Origin of the sequence: Pseudomonas sp. WS 5010 (genome assembly GCF_012985565.1) — a bacterium.
GTDB lineage: Bacteria > Pseudomonadota > Gammaproteobacteria > Pseudomonadales > Pseudomonadaceae > Aquipseudomonas.
Map to the genome: position 1 here is coordinate 95,328 of NZ_JAAQWQ010000004.1, position 18,399 is coordinate 113,726.

An 18,399-nucleotide genomic window follows, 5' to 3' on the forward strand; every position below is an offset into this window, starting at 1 on the left:
CAACTGGTTATTGCCGCCCAACCTGGCGCCCCGTTTTGAAGACGAGTAGCGATTTCCTCATGGGGGCAATCTCCTTTATTATGTCGGTTCGCGTGAAATGCCTTGGCCTTCGCGGCCTGCGAGCGTTTCACACCGGCCGTGCGGGGTGTCCCGAGGCCGATTTGCCTTTACCTCACATGTGCAGCAATTACGCTTATGGCTATTTTGAACATCCTCGAATTCCCGGACTCGCGCCTGCGCACTATCGCCAAACCGGTGGCCGTAGTGGACGACAAGGTTCGTCAGCTGGTCGATGACATGTTTGAAACAATGTATGAAGCCCCGGGCATCGGCCTCGCCGCCACCCAGGTCAACGTGCACCTGCGCGTGGTGGTCATGGACCTGTCCGAAGACCGCAGCGAACCGATGGTGTACATCAACCCGGAATTCGAGCCGCTGACCGACGAGATGGGCGAATACCAGGAAGGCTGCCTGTCGGTGCCGGAGTTCTACGAGAACGTCGAACGCCCACTGCGCGTCAAGATCAAGGCCCTGGACCGCGACGGAAAGCCATTCGAGCTGATTGCCGAAGGCCTGCTGGCGGTGTGCATCCAGCACGAGTGCGACCACCTCAACGGCAAGCTGTTTGTCGATTACCTGTCCACGCTCAAACGCGACCGGATCAAGAAGAAACTGGAAAAGAAGCATCGCCAGCAAGCTTGATTCCCTTCTTTCAAAGGCTTGCTCCGGCAAGCCTTTTTCTTTTGTGAGACGTTTCCCATGACCGAGCCACTGCGCATCGTTTTTGCCGGCACCCCTGAATTTGCCGCCGAACACCTCAAGGCCCTGCTTGCCAGCCCTTATGAAATCGTCGCGGTGTACACCCAGCCGGATCGCCCGGCCGGCCGTGGGCAAAAACTGATGCCCAGCCCGGTCAAGCAACTGGCGCTGGAAAACGGCATCGTCGTGCTGCAACCGCCGACCCTGCGCAATGCCGAGGCCCAGGCTGAACTGGCAGCACTGCAGCCGGACCTGCTGGTGGTGGTGGCCTACGGCCTGATCCTCCCCCAAGCAGTGCTGGATATCCCGCGCCTGGGTTGCATCAACAGCCACGCCTCGCTGCTGCCGCGCTGGCGCGGTGCGGCGCCGATCCAGCGCGCGGTGCAAGCCGGTGACGCACAAAGCGGCGTGACCGTGATGCGCATGGAAGCTGGCCTGGACACCGGGCCGATGCTGCTCAAGGTCACCACGCCCATCACCGCCCAAGACACCGGCGGCAGCCTGCACGACCGCCTGGCCGAGATGGGCCCGCCAGCGGTGGTCGAGGCGATTGCCGGCCTCGCGGCTGGCACCTTGCACGGTGAAGCGCAGGACGACAGCCTCGCCACCTACGCCCACAAGCTGAACAAGGACGAAGCGCGCATCGACTGGAGCCGCCCGGCCGTGGAACTGGAGCGCCTGATACGTGCCTTCAACCCGTGGCCGATCTGCCACAGCACACTCAATGGCGAAGCCTTGAAAGTCCTCGCCGCCACCCTGGCCGACGGCAGCGGCGCCCCCGGTGAAATCATCGGCGCCAGCAAGGAAGGCCTGCTGGTGGCCTGCGGCGAACAGGCACTGTGTCTGACTCGTCTGCAATTGCCCGGCGGCAAGGCGCTGAACTTCAGCGACTTGTTCAACAGCCGTCGTGAGAAATTTGCCCCCGGCATCATCCTTGGAGTGGACGCTTGATGAACCCGCGTTTGGCCGCCGCCAAGGCCCTGGCCGCCGTGCTCAATGGCAAGGCTTCCCTGAACAGCTCGTTGCCGGTGCAACTGGATAAAGTCGAAGACCGCGATCGCGGCTTCACTCAGGACCTGGCCTTTGGCACCGCCCGCTGGCAGCCGCGTCTGTCGGCGCTGGCGGCCAAGTTGCTGCAAAAGCCGTTCAAGGCCGCCGATGCCGACGTCGAGGCGCTGCTGCTGGTGGGCCTCTACCAGTTGCTCTACAGCCGCGTGCCGGCCCACGCCGCCATCGGCGAAACCGTGGGGTGCGCCGACAAGCTGAAAAAGCCCTGGGCCAAGGCCTTGCTCAACGCCGTGCTGCGCCGTGCCCAGCGCGAAAGCGAGGGGTTGCTGGCCGAGCTCGAACACGACCCGGTAGTGCGCACCGCGCACCCGCGCTGGCTGCAAAAATCCCTCAAGGCATTCTGGCCAGAGCAGTGGGAAGCCATCTGTGCCGCCAACAATGCCCACCCGCCGATGATTCTGCGGGTCAATCGCCGCCATCACAGCCGCGATGCCTATCTCCAATTACTGGCAGAGGCCGGCATCAATGCCAGCGCCTGCGTGTACAGTCAGGACGGCATCGTGCTGGAGACCGCAGGTGATGTGCGCAGCCTGCCAGGCTTTGCCGAAGGCTGGATCAGCGTGCAGGACGAAGCCGCGCAACTGGCCGCCGACCTGCTCGACCTGGCACCGGGCCAGCGGGTGCTGGACGCCTGCTGCGCCCCAGGCGGCAAGACCTGCCACATCATGGAAGTGCAGCCGGGCCTGGCCGGCGTCGTCGCCGTCGACCTGGAAGCCAAGCGCCTGGTGCGCGTGCGCGAAAATCTCGCGCGCCTGGGCCTGGACGCCGAGCTGATTGCCGCCGATGGGCGCGACACCGCCGCCTGGTGGGATGGCAAGCCGTTCCAGCGCATCCTGCTGGACGCGCCGTGTTCCGCCACCGGTGTGATCCGCCGTCACCCGGATATCAAGCTCACCCGCCAACCCGACGACATCGCCGCCCTGGCTGTGCTGCAAGGCGAGTTGCTGGACGCGCTGTGGCCGACGCTGGAGGTCGGTGGCATCCTGCTCTACGCCACCTGCTCGACCTTGCCGACCGAAAACACCGACGTGATCGAAGCCTTCCTCGCCCGCACCAGCGGCGCGCGGGAGTTGGACATTGCCACTACCGCCGGCATCAAGCAGCCCCACGGCCGCCAGTTGCTGGCGCAGGAAGGCGGGCACGATGGCTTCTATTACGCCAAGCTGATCAAGATTGCCGCTGCACGCGGTTGAATGGTTTTTAAGGGAGTGACCGGATGAAGATCATCATCCTTGGCGCAGGGCAGGTCGGCGGTACGCTGGCTGAGCATTTGGCCAGTGAAGCCAACGACATTACCGTGGTCGACACCGACGCCGAACGCCTGCGCGGCCTGGGCGATCGCCTGGATATCCGTACGGTCCAGGGCCGTGCCTCGTTCCCCACCGTGCTGCGCCAGGCCGGCGCCGACGATGCCGACATGCTGGTGGCGGTGACCAACAGTGACGAGACCAATATGGTCGCCTGCCAGGTCGCCCACACCCTGTTCCACACCCCGACCAAGATCGCCCGGGTGCGTGAAGCGGCCTACCTGACCCGCGCCGGCCTGTTCGACAACGACGCGATTCCGGTGGACGTGCTGATCAGCCCCGAGCAAGTGGTTACCCACTACATCAAGCGCCTGATCGAAATCCCCGGCGCGCTACAGGTGATCGACTTTGCCGAAGGCAAGGCGCAACTGGTGGCGGTCAAGGCCTACTACGGCGGGCCTCTGGTGGGCCAGCAACTGCGCCAATTGCGCGAACATATGCCGAATGTGGAAACCCGCGTGGCCGCGATTTTCCGTCGCGACCGGCCGATCCTGCCCCAGGGCGACACGGTGATCGAAGCCGACGACGAAGTCTTCTTCATCGCCGCCAAGGCCAATATTCGTGCCGTGATGAGCGAAATGCGCCGGCTCGACGAGAGCTACAAGCGCATCGTCATCGCCGGCGGCGGGCAGATCGGCGAGCGCCTGGCCGAGGCCATCGAAAGCCGCTACCAGGTGAAGATCATCGAGATGAACGCCGCGCGCTGCCGCTACTTGTCCGATACCCTCGACAGCACCGTGGTGCTGCAAGGCAGCGCTTCGGATCGCGACCTGCTGATGGAAGAGAACATCGCTGACGCCGATATCTTCCTGGCCCTGACCAACGACGACGAGGCCAATATCATGTCGTCGCTGCTGGCCAAGCGGCTGGGGGCGAAGAAGGTGATGACCATCATCAACAACCCGGCCTATGTGGACCTGATCCAGGGTGGCGACATCGACATTGCCATCAGCCCGCAATTGGCCACCATCGGTACCCTGCTGGCCCACGTGCGGCGCGGCGATATCGTCAGCGTGCACTCATTGCGCCGGGGGGCGGCGGAAGCCATCGAGGCGATCGCCCACGGTGACTCCAAGTCGAGCAAGGTGATCGGCCGGGCGATCCGCGATATCGGCTTGCCACCGGGCACCACCATTGGCGCGATCATCCGCGATGAAGAAGTGATCATCGCCCATGACGATACGGTGATCGCCACGGGCGACCATGTGATCCTGTTCCTGGTGGATAAAAAACATATCCGCGATGTGGAGAAGCTGTTCCACGTGGGGTTGAGCTTTTTCTGATCTGACGGAGAGACCGACATGCTCGAATCCCTGGAAAAAATGCTCGCCAAGGGTGTGGATAACTCGCTGCTGCGCTTTGGCTTGGGCAAGGGTTACCTGGATTTGAAGGACAACGCCAAGGCAGCCGAGCATTTAGGCAAGTGCGTCGGGTTTGATCCGAAGTATTCGGCGGCGTGGAAGCTGTTGGGCAAGGCGCATACTGCGCTGGGCGATAAAAGCGCGGCACGCCAGGCATGGGAGCAGGGGATTGCAGCGGCCCAGGCCCATGGCGACAAGCAGGCCGAGAAAGAGATGGCCGTATTCCTGAAAAAACTCGATCGCCAAGCCTGAGGCACCCCCTGTGGGAGCTGGCTTGCCTGCGATGCGGGCGACTCGGTCTCTCAGTGACACCGAGGCGATGCTATCGCAGGCAAGCCAGCTCCTACATTTGATCTTTGTTGCTTGCAGAGCCGGGTGTATCAGTACCAACGCGCCTCGCCCGGCGGGCGTTTCTTGAAGCGCTTCATGCTCCACATGTACTGGCTCGGGTAGGCGCCGACATAACGCTCCACCACCTTGCTCATCGCCGCGCAGGACGTGGCCGTGTCGGTGCTGTACATGTCTTCTGGCGCCGCTTCCAGGATCACTTTGTAACCCGAGCCGTCCGGCAGCCGCAGGGCATGCAGGAACACGCCCACCGCCTTATGGCCGGCGAGCATATTCGGCACGAACTTGCTGGTCAGCGCCTGGGTGGCGAAGAACGGTACGAAGATCCCGGCCGATTCTGCCGGCTCCGGGTCAGCGGGAATCCCCACCTGGCCGCCCTTGCGCACTTCCTTGATGACGCTGAGGATGCCCTCTTTGGTCGACGCCGCCACCCGGTTGCCCAACTGCACGCGTTGCTTGCGCAGCAGGTCATCCACCGCCTTGAGCTTGGGCGGGCGATAGAAAATGATCGGTTTGCACTGGCTGCAATAGAAGTGGTTCAACACTTCCCAGTTGCCCAGGTGGCTGGTGATGCCGACCACGCCTTTGCCCGAGGCCAGGGCTTGCTGCAGCACTTCCAGGCCTTCGACTTCACGTACCAGGTCGATAGAACGCTGGGCCGGCCAGATCCAGGCGCACGCGCTCTCGGTCAGGGACTTGCCGATGTCCATCAGGCTCTGGCCGACCAGGCGCTCGCGCTCGGCCGGGTCCATGTCCGGGAAACACTTGGAGAGGTTGATCCGCACCGTGTCGCGGGAGCGGTTGGGGGTCTTCCACATGATCCAGCCAATCGCCGAACCCACGGCTTGCACGGCGCGCCAGGGCAGCAGGGCAAACAATCGCAGAGCGCCTACCAGCAAGACGCCTTTTAACTTTTCCACAGGTCACTCCTGATCGTGTGTGGTGCGCAAAGCGGCCATTCTACCCGGCGTTGACCAAGTCCGCGTAACGGTCGCAGTCCTGGGTGTGGTCCATGACCATCCCTGAGGCCTGCATGAACGCGTAGCAGATGGTCGGCCCGACGAACGTGAAGCCGGCTTTCTTGAGGGCTTTGCTCATGGCTTCGGCCTCTGGCGTAATCGCCGGGACCTGGCTGCGATCCTTGAAGTGATTGACCTTGGGCACGCCGCCGACAAACGACCAGAGCAACCCCACCGGATCCTCCAGCGCCAGCCAGGCCGCGGCATTGCGCCGGGTGGCATTGAGTTTCAAGCGGTTGCGCACAATGCCTGGGTCGAGCATCAACTGCTCGATCTGGGCATCGCTCAACTGCGCCAGGCGCTTTGGATCAAAACCGAACAAGACCTTTCGATAATGCTCGCGTTTGCGTAAAACGGTGATCCAGGACAGGCCCGCCTGGAACCCTTCGAGCAAAAGCAACTCGAACAAACCCTGCGCATCGCGCAGCGGCGTTCCCCACTCTTGATCGTGATAAGCCATGTACAGCGGATCTTCAGAACACCAAAAGCAGCGTGGCATAAGGCTCCAGGGAGTGGTGGCGGGGCCGAATCGGGTATACTCCCGCCCTTTAAATCGCAGCCCAAGTAACAGGTGAATTTTGTGAGCCAGCCTACGCCAGCCGTGCGTACCTTCCAAGACTTGATCCTCGCCCTCCAGCAATACTGGGCCGAGCAAGGTTGTGTGGTACTTCAGCCCTACGATATGGAAGTAGGCGCCGGCACTTTCCACACCGCAACATTCCTGCGGGCCATCGGCCCGGAAACCTGGAACGCCGCTTATGTGCAGCCCAGTCGTCGCCCGACTGACGGCCGCTACGGCGAAAACCCCAACCGCCTGCAGCACTACTATCAGTTCCAGGTGGTCCTCAAGCCCAACCCGGACAACTTCCAGGAGCTGTACCTGGGTTCGCTGAAACATGTCGGCCTGGACCCACTGGTCCACGACATCCGTTTCGTCGAAGACAACTGGGAATCGCCAACCCTCGGCGCCTGGGGCCTGGGCTGGGAAGTCTGGCTCAACGGCATGGAAGTCACGCAGTTCACCTACTTCCAGCAGGCGGGTGGCATCGAGTGCTACCCGGTGACCGGCGAAATCACCTACGGCCTGGAACGCCTGGCCATGTACCTGCAGGGTGTGGACTCGGTCTACGACCTGGTGTGGGCTGACGGCCCGTTCGGCAAAGTGACGTATGGCGATGTGTTCCACCAGAACGAAGTGGAGCAGTCGACCTACAACTTCGAACACGCCAACGTCGAGAAGCTGTTCGAACTGTTCGACTTCTACGAAAGCGAAGCCAAGCGCCTGATCGAACTGGATCAGCCGCTGCCGTTGCCAAGCTATGAAATGGTCCTGAAGGCATCCCACACCTTCAACCTGCTGGACGCCCGCCGTGCCATCTCGGTAACCGCGCGCCAGCAATACATCCTGCGTGTCCGCACCCTGGCGCGTTCCGTTGCGCAAGCCTACCTGCTGGCTCGCGCCAAGCTGGGCTTCCCGATGGCGACCCCGGATCTGCGTGATGAAGTGTTGGCTAAGCTGGAGGCTGCACAATGAGTGCTCAAGATTTCCTGGTTGAACTGGGTACCGAAGAGCTGCCACCCAAGGCCCTCAACACCCTGGCCGATGCATTTTTGGCCGGCATCGAGAAAGGCCTGCAGACTGCCGGCCTGAAGTTTGAAGCCAAGAAGGTCTACGCCGCGCCACGTCGCCTGGCAGTATTGCTGACCGCGCTGGAAACCCAGCAGCCGGACCGCAACATCAACCTCGACGGCCCGCCACGCCAGGCCGCCTTTGATGCTGAAGGCAACCCGACCCAGGCTGCCCTTGGTTTTGCCAAGAAGTGCGGCGTCGAGCTGAGCGAGATCGACCAGAGCGGCCCGAAACTGCGTTTCAGCCAAGTCATCAAGGGCAAGCCGACCGCCAGCCTGTTGCCGACTATCGTTGAAGATTCTCTCAATGACCTGCCGATCCCCAAGCGCATGCGCTGGGGTGCACGCAAGGAAGAATTCGTACGTCCGACCCAATGGTTGGTGATGCTGCTCGGTGACGAAGTCATCGATTGCACCATCCTCGCCCAGAAGGCCGGTCGTGAGTCCCGTGGTCACCGCTTCCATCATCCTGAAGCCGTGCGCATCACCTCGCCGGCCAACTACGCCACTGACCTGCGTGCCGCCTACGTGCTGGCCGACGCCAACGAGCGTCGCGAGCTGATCAGCAAGCGCACCGAAGAGCTGGCCCGTTTGCAGGAAGGCACCGCCATCGTGCCGCCAAGCCTGCTCGACGAAGTGACCGCGCTGGTTGAATGGCCGGTGCCACTGGTGTGCTCGTTCGAAGAGCGCTTCCTCGATGTGCCGCAAGAAGCCCTGATCACCACCATGCAGGACAACCAGAAGTATTTCTGCCTGCTGGATGTGGACGGCAAGTTGCTGCCGCGCTTTATCACCGTGGCCAACATCGAAAGCAAGGACCCGCAGCAGATCATCGCCGGTAACGAGAAAGTCGTGCGCCCGCGCCTGACCGACGCCGAGTTCTTCTTCAAGCAAGACAAGAAGCAGAAGCTCGAAGACTTCAACCTGCGCCTGCAGAACGTGGTGTTTCAGGAGAAGCTGGGCAGCGTCTACGACAAGGCTGTGCGGGTTTCCAAGCTGGCGGCCTACATCGCGCCACGCATTGGCGGCGACTCTGCCTTGGCCGCACGCGCGGGCCTGCTGTGCAAATGCGACCTGGCCACCGAGATGGTCGGCGAGTTCCCGGAAATGCAAGGCGTGGCCGGTTACTACTACGCGCTCAATGACGGCGAGCCTGAAGACGTCGCCCTGGCCTTGAACGAGCAGTACATGCCGCGCGGTGCTGGCGCCGAGCTGCCAACCACCCTGACCGGTGCGGCCGTGGCCATCGCCGACAAGCTGGATACCCTGGTCGGTATCTTCGGCATCGGCATGTTGCCGACCGGCAGCAAAGACCCATATGCCCTGCGCCGTGCCGCCCTGGGCGTGCTGCGCATCCTGATCGACAAAAAGCTCGACCTCGACCTGACCCAGGCCGTGGTATTTGCCGTCGGCCAGTTTGGTGGCAAGGTCAAGCAAGCCGGCCTGGCCGAGCAAGTGCTGGAGTTCGTGTTCGACCGCCTGCGTGCGCGCTACGAAGACGAAGGCGTGGACGTTTCCGTCTACCTGTCGGTACGTGCCCTGCAACCGGGTTCGGCACTGGACTTCGACCAGCGTGTGCAAGCCGTACAAGCGTTCCGCAAGCTGCCGGAAGCGGACGCCCTGGCCGCCGTGAACAAGCGCGTGTCGAACCTGCTGAGCAAGGCCGAAGGCCTGGGCAATGCCGATGTCGACCCTGGCCTGTTTGCCGATGCCAAGGAGTTCTCGCTGAACTCGGCCATCGCCAAGGCAGAAAACGCAGTGAAGCCGCTGATCGCCGAGCGCAACTACGCCGAAGCCCTGGCGCGCCTGGCCACCTTGCGTGAGCCGGTGGATGCGTTCTTCGAAGCGGTGATGATCAATGCCGAAGATGCTGGCGTGCGGAAAAACCGCTACGCCATGCTGGCGCGCCTGCGCGGCTTGTTCGTCAACATCGCTGACATTTCGACGCTGAGCTGATCATGTTGAAACTGCTGATTCTCGATCGGGACGGGGTGATCAATTACGACTCCGACGCTTACATCAAGTCGGTGGAGGAGTGGATCCCGCTGCCCGGCTCGGTCGAGGCCATCGCGCAGTTGAGCAAGGCCGGCTGGACGGTAGCCATCGCTACCAACCAGTCCGGCATCGCCCGCGGCTACTACGACATCGCCACCCTGGACGCCATGCACGCGCGCCTGCGCGCATTGGTGGCCGAGCAGGGCGGTGAGGTGGGGCTGGTGGTGTACTGCCCCCACGGGCCGGATGAGGGTTGCGATTGCCGCAAACCCAAGCCTGGCATGTTGAAAATCATTTCAGAACATTACAAGGTGCCCCTGGCTGGGATATGGTTCGTCGGGGACAGTCTCGGTGACCTGGAGGCGGCCAAAGCCGTCGACTCTCAGCCAGTTTTGGTAAAGACCGGGAAAGGCGAAAAGACCCAGGCGAAAAACCTGCCGGTCGGCACCTTGATTTTTGACGATCTGGCGGCGGTTGCCGCAGAACTTATCAACAACTAGTCGCCCTCGACTTCCTGACCAAGGATTGTTCGGGAGTGCACTTTTAACAGGCGGGCGTTGTCCCGCAACGGTAAATGCTGCCATGTCGATTTTGCAGGCCATCAGAACCTTCTTCTTTTACCTGCTGCTGGGCACCAGTTCGTTTCTCTGGTGCACCCTGAGCTTTTTTATCGCGCCCTTTTTGCCATTCAAGGCGCGCTATCGCTTTATCAACGTCTATTGGTGCCGCTGCGCGTTGTGGCTGACCAAGGTGTTCCTGGGCATTCGTTTCGAGGTCAAGGGTGCCGAGAATGTGCCGGACCAGCCGTGCGTGATCCTGTCGAACCACCAGAGCACCTGGGAGACCTTCTTTCTTTCCGCGTATTTCTCGCCCCTGAGCCAGGTGCTCAAGCGTGAGTTGCTGTTCGTGCCGTTCTTTGGCTGGGCGATGGCCATGCTGCGCCCGATTGCCATCGACCGCGACAACCCCAAGGCCGCGCTCAAGCATGTGGCGAAGAAGGGTGACGAGTTGCTCAAGGATGGGGTGTGGGTACTGATCTTCCCGGAGGGCACTCGCGTACCCTTTGGCACTGTAGGCAAGTTCTCCCGGGGCGGTACGGCATTGGCGGTCAACGCCAATCTTCCAGTACTGCCGATTGCCCACAATGCCGGCAAGTTCTGGCCCAAGGAAGGCTGGGCCAAGCGTAAAGGCACCATCACCGTGGTGATCGGCGAGCCGATGTATGCGCAAGGGGAAGGACCGCGTGCAATTGCCGCGCTCAATGACCGCGCTGCAGCGTGGAATGAGGCGCAGCAACGGGCCATGGGTTCGCTGCCGCCACTGCCGGTTGCAGCGGACCAGGCGGTGATCTGACGTTCTGTGGATAACCTGTGCACGGTTTGTTGGCGAAATGCAGTTTTTCGCTTGTAGGCTTATGATTCTATTACATATTTCTTAAGCTAATAAAACACCGGAAAACGTGCATAAGTTTTTTAGAGCGTTGAAGACCGGCCCTTGCGGCCGGTTTTTTATGCACAGCCGTTTACTCCTCCCACAACGGCATCTGCAGGCTGAAAACCGTACCTTGCCCCACCACACTCACACAGTCGATCCGCCCCCCATGGCGGTCCATCACCGCCTTGACCATGGTCAGGCCCAGCCCCAGGCCTTCGCTGCCCTGAGCCGAAGCAAAACGTCGGTATTGGCTGAACAGTTCAGGCAGCTCCTGGGCCGCGATGCCGGGGCCCTGGTCCTGGATATGACAAGCCAGCCATTGGCCGTTGCGTTCCAGGCGCACCGTCACCGTGGTGCCGGCTGGACTGTACTTGATCGCATTCTCCATCAGGTTGAACAAGGCTCGGGTGAGCAGCGACTGATCCGCGAGGACCATTTGCTCACCGGCCTCCTCCAGGTCGTGGACCAACTGGATATGTTTCAATTGGGCCAGCAGCGCGACCTGGTCAAACGCATCGAGCACCAGCATGGCAAACAGGCTGGGCTCAAACTGATAACCGTCGGACTCGGCCTTGGCCAGTTGAACGAACGATTCGGTCAAATTCAATGCGCGTCGCACTTGCTGTTCGATCTGGGTAAAGACCTGCGAAACGTCTGAGGCTTCATGCCGTTGCACATCCAGCAACGCGAGGATCGCCGAGTGGGGCGCCCGTAGATCATGGGAGAGAAACCGCAGCAGGGTTTCACGTTGCTGCTGGGCGTCGCGTTCGATACTCAGGTCAGTCAGGCTCAACAGCCACCCCAACGCCACATCACCGTCGGCCGGTAACAGAGGCGCCAGTTCCAGGCGCAGGCTGCGTTGCTGGGTATCGCGGAACTCGATGATTTCCAGGGCCGACAGCGGCGTATGTACCTGGCCTTGCAAGGGCGGGTAACCCAGTGCCGCTAATTGCTGCAGCAGGTTCTGGGCAATCAGTTCGTTGCCAAACACATCGCGGGCGATCCGATTGGCCAACAGGATCTCGCCTGTGGGATCGGTAATCAGCGTAGCGACCGGCAGGCACTCCAGGCCATCGGCCATAAAGCGCCGGGTGTCGCGGGTGCGGCTGACCGCTTGCTCCAGGGCCACGATACGGCCCTGCAACACATCACCGTTGCTGACGGCCGCGCGACGGCGTTCCGGCAGTACCTTGGGCTCGCTGTCCAGGCGCGCCAATTCCCAGCCGAAGTAAGCGAGGATTACGCTCAGGCGGCGCCAGTTCCAGATCAGGTAGCCCAGCAGCATGCCGATCAGCGTGGCCGCTGGCGACCACCAGAGCCCCAGGCGCAACAAGCCCCAGGAAGCGAGGAGGGCGCCCGCCATGCAGCCCAGGGTCAGCCACAGCGCATAACGCGGGCGCAACAGCAGCAGGCCCAGCAACAAGGCCACCATCGCGGTAGACAGCAGGGTGGCCAGCCAGCCAGGCAACACGGTAATGCTGCGCCCTTGCAGCAGGCCGTTGAGGATATTGGCCTGGATCTCGACGCCCGGGGTGGTACCGACGCTGGCCGAAAGCGGTGTCACATAGCGATCGCCCATGCCCGGTGCAGTGGCCCCCACCAGAATGATCCGATCACGCAACAGTTGGGCAGGGACCTCACCGCGCAAGACACTGACATACGGCACGCTGGGAAAGCCGTGGTCGGTGGCGATAAATGGGATGCGGATGGCATTGTCACGCTGCCAGTCGGTTACTTCAGAAGACGCTGACAGCCCTGGCATATCGGTGTGCTGGCCGGTCAGCTCGAAGGCCAACCAGGCCAGTTGCGGGACCAGTTGCCCCGGCGGCCCCTCACGCAGGTACAGGCTGCGCACAATACCGTCGCTGTCCGCTTCCACATTGATATGTCCCACCCCCCTCGCACAATCGCGCAGTGGCAGCACAGGGAGGATCTGCGCGATGGGTTGCCCCAGGCGCGGCGTGCCTTCGCGAATCAACGGCAGCAGGACATTGCCGGCATTGCACATCGCCTGGGCCAGGCGTTGATCATTGGCCGGCTCGCGCGCCGGTTCGCTGAAGATCACATCGAGCAGGATCCCGGCGGGTTTGGCCGCACTCAACTGGTCAATCAGGTCGGCATGCAGGCGCCGCGACCACGGCCATTGACCGAGTTCCTTGAGGCTCATGTCGTCAATGTTCACCAGCAGGATGCGCGGATCCACCGGCAACGGCGCCATGCGCCGCAGGCTGTCGTACAGCAGGTTATTCAGGGCAAGGCCGGGGCTTAGCGACAGAAAAGCTGTCATCGGCAGCAGAAGCAGACCGATCCACAGCCACTCCCTGACCAGCCCATTGAACAGGCGTTGGGCCTGGGTCGGCTGGCGCTGTTCAGCCCGGCGCCACCACTTCACCGTGCGAGCGCCGCGCTGCTACTGCACACGGGTGGCAGGTGGGTAATAGAAGATGTCATAAACGCCTGCTTCTCCTTCCAGTCCCTGGTCATCAAAGGCCGACACGCGCACGTGATAGAACGAGGCCTTGAGTCCAGTGAAGCTCAAGCGCGGCTCACTGGAGAAGTTTTCCTGCTTGATGTTCATGAAGGTTTTATCGGTAGCTACTTGCGCACGGTAGCGCTGGGCCCCCGGTTGCGGGTGCAGGATCAATGTCCATACCGGCGCATCGCCTTTCTGGCCGTCCTGGCCCATCAGGCGCGGCGCGGGCAAAAGGTCGACTGTCTTCAACTCGCCCTGGGGCTTGAGCAGCACCCCTTGTCGAGCGCCGACCTTCAGTTCACCTTCCACCGGGCCCGTCTGCGGCTTGTTCTTCAGCTGTTTGCCTACCGGCTGCGGTTCGGTACGGCTGGCGGCTACCTGGCCGTTGAGCACTTCGACCACCGATTGCTGATCGTCGTTACGCACACGAAAGTGCGTACCGCGCACGCCCAGTACGCCCACCGGGGTCACGATTTGAAAACGGTCATAGTCACTGGTGCGCTTGAGTACGTAGGCCTCGACCTGGCCTTGTTGCAGGATGACCTGGGGGATCGCCTGTTCTTCCACCAAATGCAAACGCACCTCGGAGCTGGAAGGCAGGACGATGCGTGAGCCATCGCCCAGCAACAGGCTGACAAACGCCGATGGCGAGGTTTTAACGCTTTCCTGCTCATCGATCAGCATGCCTTCTTCCAACACACTGGGGCGCCCCTTGGCGTCCAGCTTCCAGGCTTCACCGGTAAGGTTCTGCACGACTGCCGGCAGCGGCTGTGCCCGGCACATCAGGTTGTCATCAATGTAGGGCGCGCGCACAGGTGCAGGCTTGGCGAGGACTTGTGGGCTGGTGACCACCAGGGCCAGGGCCAGGCTTGAGCCAAACAAAGAGGAAAGGGAATAGCGACGAGGAAAGAGGGTCATGGCGCTCATCAAGGTTCTAGTTCTAAAGGTCCGTCAGACTGCACATTCAGAAAGCGTCTTGCGGCGGCAGGACCTTGAATCTCGCCTACGATACCCGATGACGCATCGAACTCGATAGCCGTAGTGGTAGGGATGAGGCGCCAAGAAAGGTGACACATCCCTGTGTCTGCCGGATCGACGACGTCGAACCGGATGTACATCGAAGAAATACTGTCCCTCACATCCCTCCGACAGCAGCCCATGGCGAACCGCGGACTACAGATGATACGTCCGTGTATCGAGAGCGCTTCCCGCGCACGCCCTCCATGTGTCATTCAGCGAAAGAGAATTTACCTACAAGAGTGGTGCATAGGGGAGTAGTGCAACATTTGTTCAGATTTAGAAGATCCATCGTTGATCCTGTTCCAGCAAGCTTCCGTGTTGAAACGCCTGCGGGGCATCGATTTCCCTGAGTCCTGCGTAACCGAGGCCGTCTACGGATTCGGCGTACACCGTCATTTCGTCAAGTGGGGCAGACTGTGCCGGGCTGCAGGCATCCACCATTTCTGTGCCAAAACCTGTTGCCATCACCAGCATGAACATCTTTCCCCACACTCTGACCTTCTGCACGAGACACACCTGTCCCGACAGCGCATAAAACCTGATTGGCATTGATCCTTTTCCTGAGGGGCTTGAGCCGGTATCTTTCCAGCTGGGTACGCGATGTTTAACGGCCTTAGGGCTATCTGATATCAGCGTACCGAGAGATTCAGGGAGCTTGAGAAACTGGCCACAATTGTTCAGATTCAACGGTGAACCATTACGCTCTCTTCAACCGCTGCAACATTCTTCAAGAAGAAAGGACCCTGCCATGCGTGTCGCGATACTGGATGACGAACCTGCCGAATTGCGGCGGGTGGAACAGACACTGCGACAAATCCCAAGTGCTTCGGAGCAGCCATGGACGCTGCATTGCTTCGAACGTGGCGAAGACTTGCTGCGCCAACTGCGCCGAGAAACCTTCGACTTGCTGGTGCTCGATTGGCAGTTGCCGGACCTGAGCGGCATCGCGATCCTGCGCTGGACCCGTGAGCACATGGAGGCGCCACCGCCCGTGATTATGCTGACCAGCCGCGATGCCGAGAGCGATATCGTCCAGGCCCTGAACAGCGGTGCCGATGACTACGTCAGCAAACCGTTTCGCCCCAACGAACTGAAGGCACGGGTGAGTGCCGTCCTGCGTCGTCACGGCCTGCAGAAATCTGCTGCCACCGAAGTGCTGGTTTTCAACGACCTGACCTTCGACGATGCCGAACTGACCGTCAGCCGCGCCGGTGACCCAATCAACCTGACCGAAAGGGAATACCGCCTGGCACGCTGCCTCTTCGCCAACCTGGCCCGGCCGCTGTCACGGGAATATCTCTATGAACGGTTCTGGACCCATGAAGAAATGGTGTCTTCGCGACCACTGGATACCCACATTTATCGGCTCCGAAACAAGCTTGGGCTGACGCCGGAGCGGGGTTGGCAGCTGCTGACGATCTATGGGTATGGCTATCGGTTGGAGAGCGTGACCGCAGCGACGGCATAGCCGATGTTCCACGTGGAGCATTTAAAAAGGGCTCCAAAATCTGGGCAATAAAAAAAGGCCAACGTTAAACGTTGGCCTTTTTTGTTTGGCAATAGCGTTATCAGAAGTCCAGGTTGGACACTGCCAAGGCATTGCTCTCGATGAAGTCACGACGTGGCTCGACCGCATCACCCATCAGGGTGTTGAAGATCTGGTCCGCGCCAATGGCGTCTTCGATGGTCACACGCAGCATACGGCGCTGGGCTGGGTCCATGGTGGTTTCCCACAGCTGGTCAGGGTTCATTTCGCCCAGACCTTTGTATCGCTGGATGGTGTGACGCTTGGTGCTTTCTGCCATCAACCAGTCCAGGGCTTCCTTGAACTCCTTGACCTGCTTCTTGCGTTCGCCGCGCTGAATGTACGCGCCGTCGTCCAGCAGGGTGCTCAGTTGCGCGCCCAGGGTTACTACGGTCTTGTAGTCGTTACTGCCGAAGAAGTCGCGGTTGAAGGTGACGTAGTTCGACAGGCCGTGGGAGATCAGTTCGACCTCTGGCAGCCAGACGTTACGTTCACGGTCTTCACGCAGGCTGGCTTTGTACACCAGGCCAGACTTCTCGACGGTGCGCAGGCGCACTTCGTACTGGGCCAGCCAATCCTGCATCGCTGCGTGATCGCCCAACTGCTCCAGGCTGACAGCCGGCAGGTAGATGAAGTGCTCGGTCAGCTCCTGAGGGTACAGGCGCGACAAACGCTTGAGGGTCTTCATCACCATGCGGAAGTCGTTTACCAGACGCTCCAGCGCCTCACCGGAGATGCCCGGGGCTTCGTCGTTCAGGTGCAGGCTGGCATCTTCCAGGGCCGACTGCGTCATGTACTCTTCCATGGCGTCGTCGTCTTTGATGTATTGCTCTTGCTTGCCCTTTTTCACTTTGTACAACGGCGGCTGGGCGATGTAGATGTAGCCACGCTCGATCAGCTCCGGCAACTGACGGAAGAAGAAGGTCAGCAGCAGGGTACGGATGTGCGAACCGTCGACGTCAGCATCGGTCATGATGATGATGTTGTGGTAGCGCAACTTGTCGATGTTGTACTCGTCGCGACCAATGCCACAGCCCAGGGCGGTGATCAAGGTGCCGACTTCCTGGGAGGAAATCATCTTGTCGAAACGGGCCTTCTCGACGTTGAGGATCTTACCCTTCAACGGCAGGATCGCCTGGGTGCGACGGTTACGACCCTGCTTGGCGGAACCGCCAGCAGAGTCACCTTCCACCAGGTACAGTTCGGAGAGGGCAGGGTCCTTCTCCTGGCAGTCCGCCAGTTTGCCCGGCAGGCCAGCGATATCCAGCGCGCCTTTACGACGGGTCATTTCACGGGCTTTACGCGCCGCTTCACGGGCCCGTGCCGCGTCGATCATCTTGCCGACGACCAGCTTGGCTTCGTTGGGGTTTTCCAGCAGGAAGTCGGAGAAGTACTTGCCCATTTCCTGTTCGACAGCCGTCTTCACTTCAGAAGAAACCAGCTTGTCTTTGGTCTGGGAACTGAACTTCGGATCCGGGACCTTGACCGAAATAATCGCGGTCAGGCCTTCGCGGGCATCGTCACCAGTAGTGGCAACTTTATGCTTCTTCGCCAGGCCTTCGGCTTCGATGTAGGTGTTCAGGTTACGCGTCAGTGCGGAACGGAAACCCACCAGGTGAGTACCGCCATCGCGCTGTGGAATGTTGTTGGTGAAGCACAACAGGTTCTCGTTGAAGCTGTCGTTCCACTGCAAGGCGATTTCCACGCCGATGCCGTCTTCACGCTGGATGTTGAAGTGGAACACCTGGTTGACCGCAGTCTTGTTGGTGTTCAGGTATTCAACGAATGCACGCAGGCCGCCTTCGTACTTGAACAGCTCTTCCTTGCCGCTGCGCTCGTCCTTGAGGACGATACCCACACCGGAGTTGAGGAAGGACAGCTCACGAATCCGCTTGGCCAGGATGTCCCAGCTGAAGTGGATATTCTTGAAGGTGTCAGCCGAAGGCTTGAAGTGAATCTGGGTGCCTGTGGTTTCGCTGTCGCCAACGATCGCCATAGGTGCTTGAGGCACGCCGTGGACGTAGGTCTGTTCCCAGATCTTGCCGCTGCGGCGCACAGTCAGAATCAGTTCTTCCGACAGGGCGTTTACCACCGACACACCTACACCGTGCAAACCGCCGGATACTTTATAGGAGTTGTCGTCGAACTTACCGCCGGCGTGGAGCACGGTCATGATGACCTCTGCTGCCGATACGCCTTCTTCTTTATGCACATCTACCGGAATGCCGCGACCGTTGTCGCGTACGGTGATGGATTCATCCGGGTGGATGATGATGCTGATGTCGTCGCAATGGCCGGCGAGCGCTTCGTCGATGGAGTTGTCGACCACCTCGAACACCATGTGGTGCAGACCGCTACCATCATCGGTGTCGCCAATGTACATACCGGGACGTTTGCGTACGGCATCCAAACCTTTCAGCACTTTAATGCTGGTCGAGTCGTACGTGTTTTCTTCGCTCAT

16 protein-coding genes are annotated in these 18,399 nt (G+C 60.8%); 10 read left to right on the top strand and 6 right to left on the bottom strand.

All coding sequences use genetic code 11. The annotated features are described in order from the left end of the window. Window positions 1-195 precede the first annotated feature (195 nt). From def to HBO11_RS13575, 5 genes are read left to right on the top strand one after another with little or no spacing between them, the layout of a single operon-like run. Window positions 196-702: a peptide deformylase gene (gene def / locus HBO11_RS13555; protein ID WP_029290229.1), complete on the top strand. Its 507-nt coding sequence runs from the start codon at window positions 196-198 to the stop codon at window positions 700-702. A gap of 57 nt (window positions 703-759) precedes the next feature. After that, window positions 760-1,710, top strand: coding sequence for a methionyl-tRNA formyltransferase (gene fmt / locus HBO11_RS13560; protein WP_169954076.1), 951 nt, complete (start codon window positions 760-762; stop codon window positions 1,708-1,710). Beyond that, on the top strand, window positions 1,710-3,020 hold the full coding sequence (gene rsmB / locus HBO11_RS13565; protein ID WP_169954075.1) for a 16S rRNA (cytosine(967)-C(5))-methyltransferase RsmB: 1,311 nt from the start codon (window positions 1,710-1,712) through the stop codon (window positions 3,018-3,020). The genes fmt and rsmB overlap by 1 nt, the downstream gene beginning before the upstream one ends. A gap of 23 nt (window positions 3,021-3,043) precedes the next feature. After that, on the top strand, window positions 3,044-4,417 hold the full coding sequence (gene trkA, locus HBO11_RS13570; RefSeq protein WP_057957876.1) for a Trk system potassium transporter TrkA: 1,374 nt from the start codon (window positions 3,044-3,046) through the stop codon (window positions 4,415-4,417). Between the two features lie 18 nt (window positions 4,418-4,435). Further along, window positions 4,436-4,747: a tetratricopeptide repeat protein gene (locus HBO11_RS13575; RefSeq protein WP_169954074.1), complete on the top strand. Its 312-nt coding sequence runs from the start codon at window positions 4,436-4,438 to the stop codon at window positions 4,745-4,747. A 128-nt stretch (window positions 4,748-4,875) separates the two neighbouring features. Here the strand turns inward: HBO11_RS13575 and HBO11_RS13580 are convergent, their stop codons facing one another. Together HBO11_RS13580 and tag are read right to left on the bottom strand one after the other, a co-directional pair. Beyond that, the gene (locus HBO11_RS13580) at window positions 4,876-5,763 is read right to left on the bottom strand and encodes a lysophospholipid acyltransferase (protein ID WP_169954073.1); all 888 of its coding nucleotides are present in this window, start codon (window positions 5,761-5,763) and stop codon (window positions 4,876-4,878) included. A 40-nt stretch (window positions 5,764-5,803) separates the two neighbouring features. Continuing rightward, a complete protein-coding gene (gene tag, locus HBO11_RS13585) occupies window positions 5,804-6,361 on the bottom strand; it encodes a DNA-3-methyladenine glycosylase I (protein WP_169954072.1) in 558 nt (185 codons plus the stop codon). Window positions 6,362-6,442: 81 nt separating this feature from the next. Between tag and glyQ the strand changes: the two genes are divergently transcribed. The 4 genes from glyQ (at window position 6,443) to HBO11_RS13605 (ending at window position 10,839) form a co-directional block, all read left to right on the top strand. Continuing rightward, complete coding sequence (gene glyQ, locus HBO11_RS13590; protein WP_003213601.1) at window positions 6,443-7,396, top strand: glycine--tRNA ligase subunit alpha; 954 nt, start codon at window positions 6,443-6,445, stop codon at window positions 7,394-7,396. Next, window positions 7,393-9,447 carry a glycine--tRNA ligase subunit beta gene (glyS, locus tag HBO11_RS13595; RefSeq protein ID WP_169954071.1) on the top strand — a complete coding sequence of 685 codons (2,055 nt, stop codon included), beginning with the start codon at window positions 7,393-7,395 and terminating at the stop codon, window positions 9,445-9,447. The genes glyQ and glyS overlap by 4 nt, the downstream gene beginning before the upstream one ends. Beyond that, window positions 9,447-9,986 (top strand): D-glycero-beta-D-manno-heptose 1,7-bisphosphate 7-phosphatase, encoded by a 540-nt coding sequence (gene gmhB / locus HBO11_RS13600; RefSeq protein ID WP_169954151.1) that lies wholly within the window; start codon window positions 9,447-9,449, stop codon window positions 9,984-9,986. Before glyS ends, gmhB begins: the two co-directional genes overlap by 1 nt. Before the next feature lie 82 nt (window positions 9,987-10,068). Further along, a complete protein-coding gene (locus HBO11_RS13605; RefSeq protein WP_169954070.1) occupies window positions 10,069-10,839 on the top strand; it encodes a lysophospholipid acyltransferase family protein in 771 nt (256 codons plus the stop codon). Window positions 10,840-11,008: 169 nt separating this feature from the next. Here the strand turns inward: HBO11_RS13605 and HBO11_RS13610 are convergent, their stop codons facing one another. The 3 genes from HBO11_RS13610 to HBO11_RS13620 all read right to left on the bottom strand — a co-directional run bounded on the left by HBO11_RS13610 (window position 11,009) and on the right by HBO11_RS13620 (window position 14,962). After that, window positions 11,009-13,312 carry a CHASE2 domain-containing protein gene (locus tag HBO11_RS13610; RefSeq protein WP_169954069.1) on the bottom strand — a complete coding sequence of 768 codons (2,304 nt, stop codon included), beginning with the start codon at window positions 13,310-13,312 and terminating at the stop codon, window positions 11,009-11,011. A gap of 18 nt (window positions 13,313-13,330) precedes the next feature. Beyond that, entirely contained in the window at window positions 13,331-14,320 is a 990-nt protein-coding gene (locus tag HBO11_RS13615; RefSeq protein ID WP_169954068.1) for a FecR domain-containing protein, read from the bottom strand. 369 nt (window positions 14,321-14,689) lie between these two features. Then, entirely contained in the window at window positions 14,690-14,962 is a 273-nt protein-coding gene (locus HBO11_RS13620) for a hypothetical protein (RefSeq protein ID WP_169954067.1), read from the bottom strand. A 199-nt stretch (window positions 14,963-15,161) separates the two neighbouring features. Between HBO11_RS13620 and HBO11_RS13625 the strand changes: the two genes are divergently transcribed. Further along, the gene (locus tag HBO11_RS13625; RefSeq protein ID WP_032857163.1) at window positions 15,162-15,881 is read left to right on the top strand and encodes a response regulator transcription factor; all 720 of its coding nucleotides are present in this window, start codon (window positions 15,162-15,164) and stop codon (window positions 15,879-15,881) included. 100 nt (window positions 15,882-15,981) lie between these two features. On the opposite strand, the gene gyrB is transcribed toward HBO11_RS13625, so the two are convergent. Next, the gene (gene gyrB, locus HBO11_RS13630) at window positions 15,982-18,399 is read right to left on the bottom strand and encodes a DNA topoisomerase (ATP-hydrolyzing) subunit B (RefSeq protein WP_032857164.1); all 2,418 of its coding nucleotides are present in this window, start codon (window positions 18,397-18,399) and stop codon (window positions 15,982-15,984) included.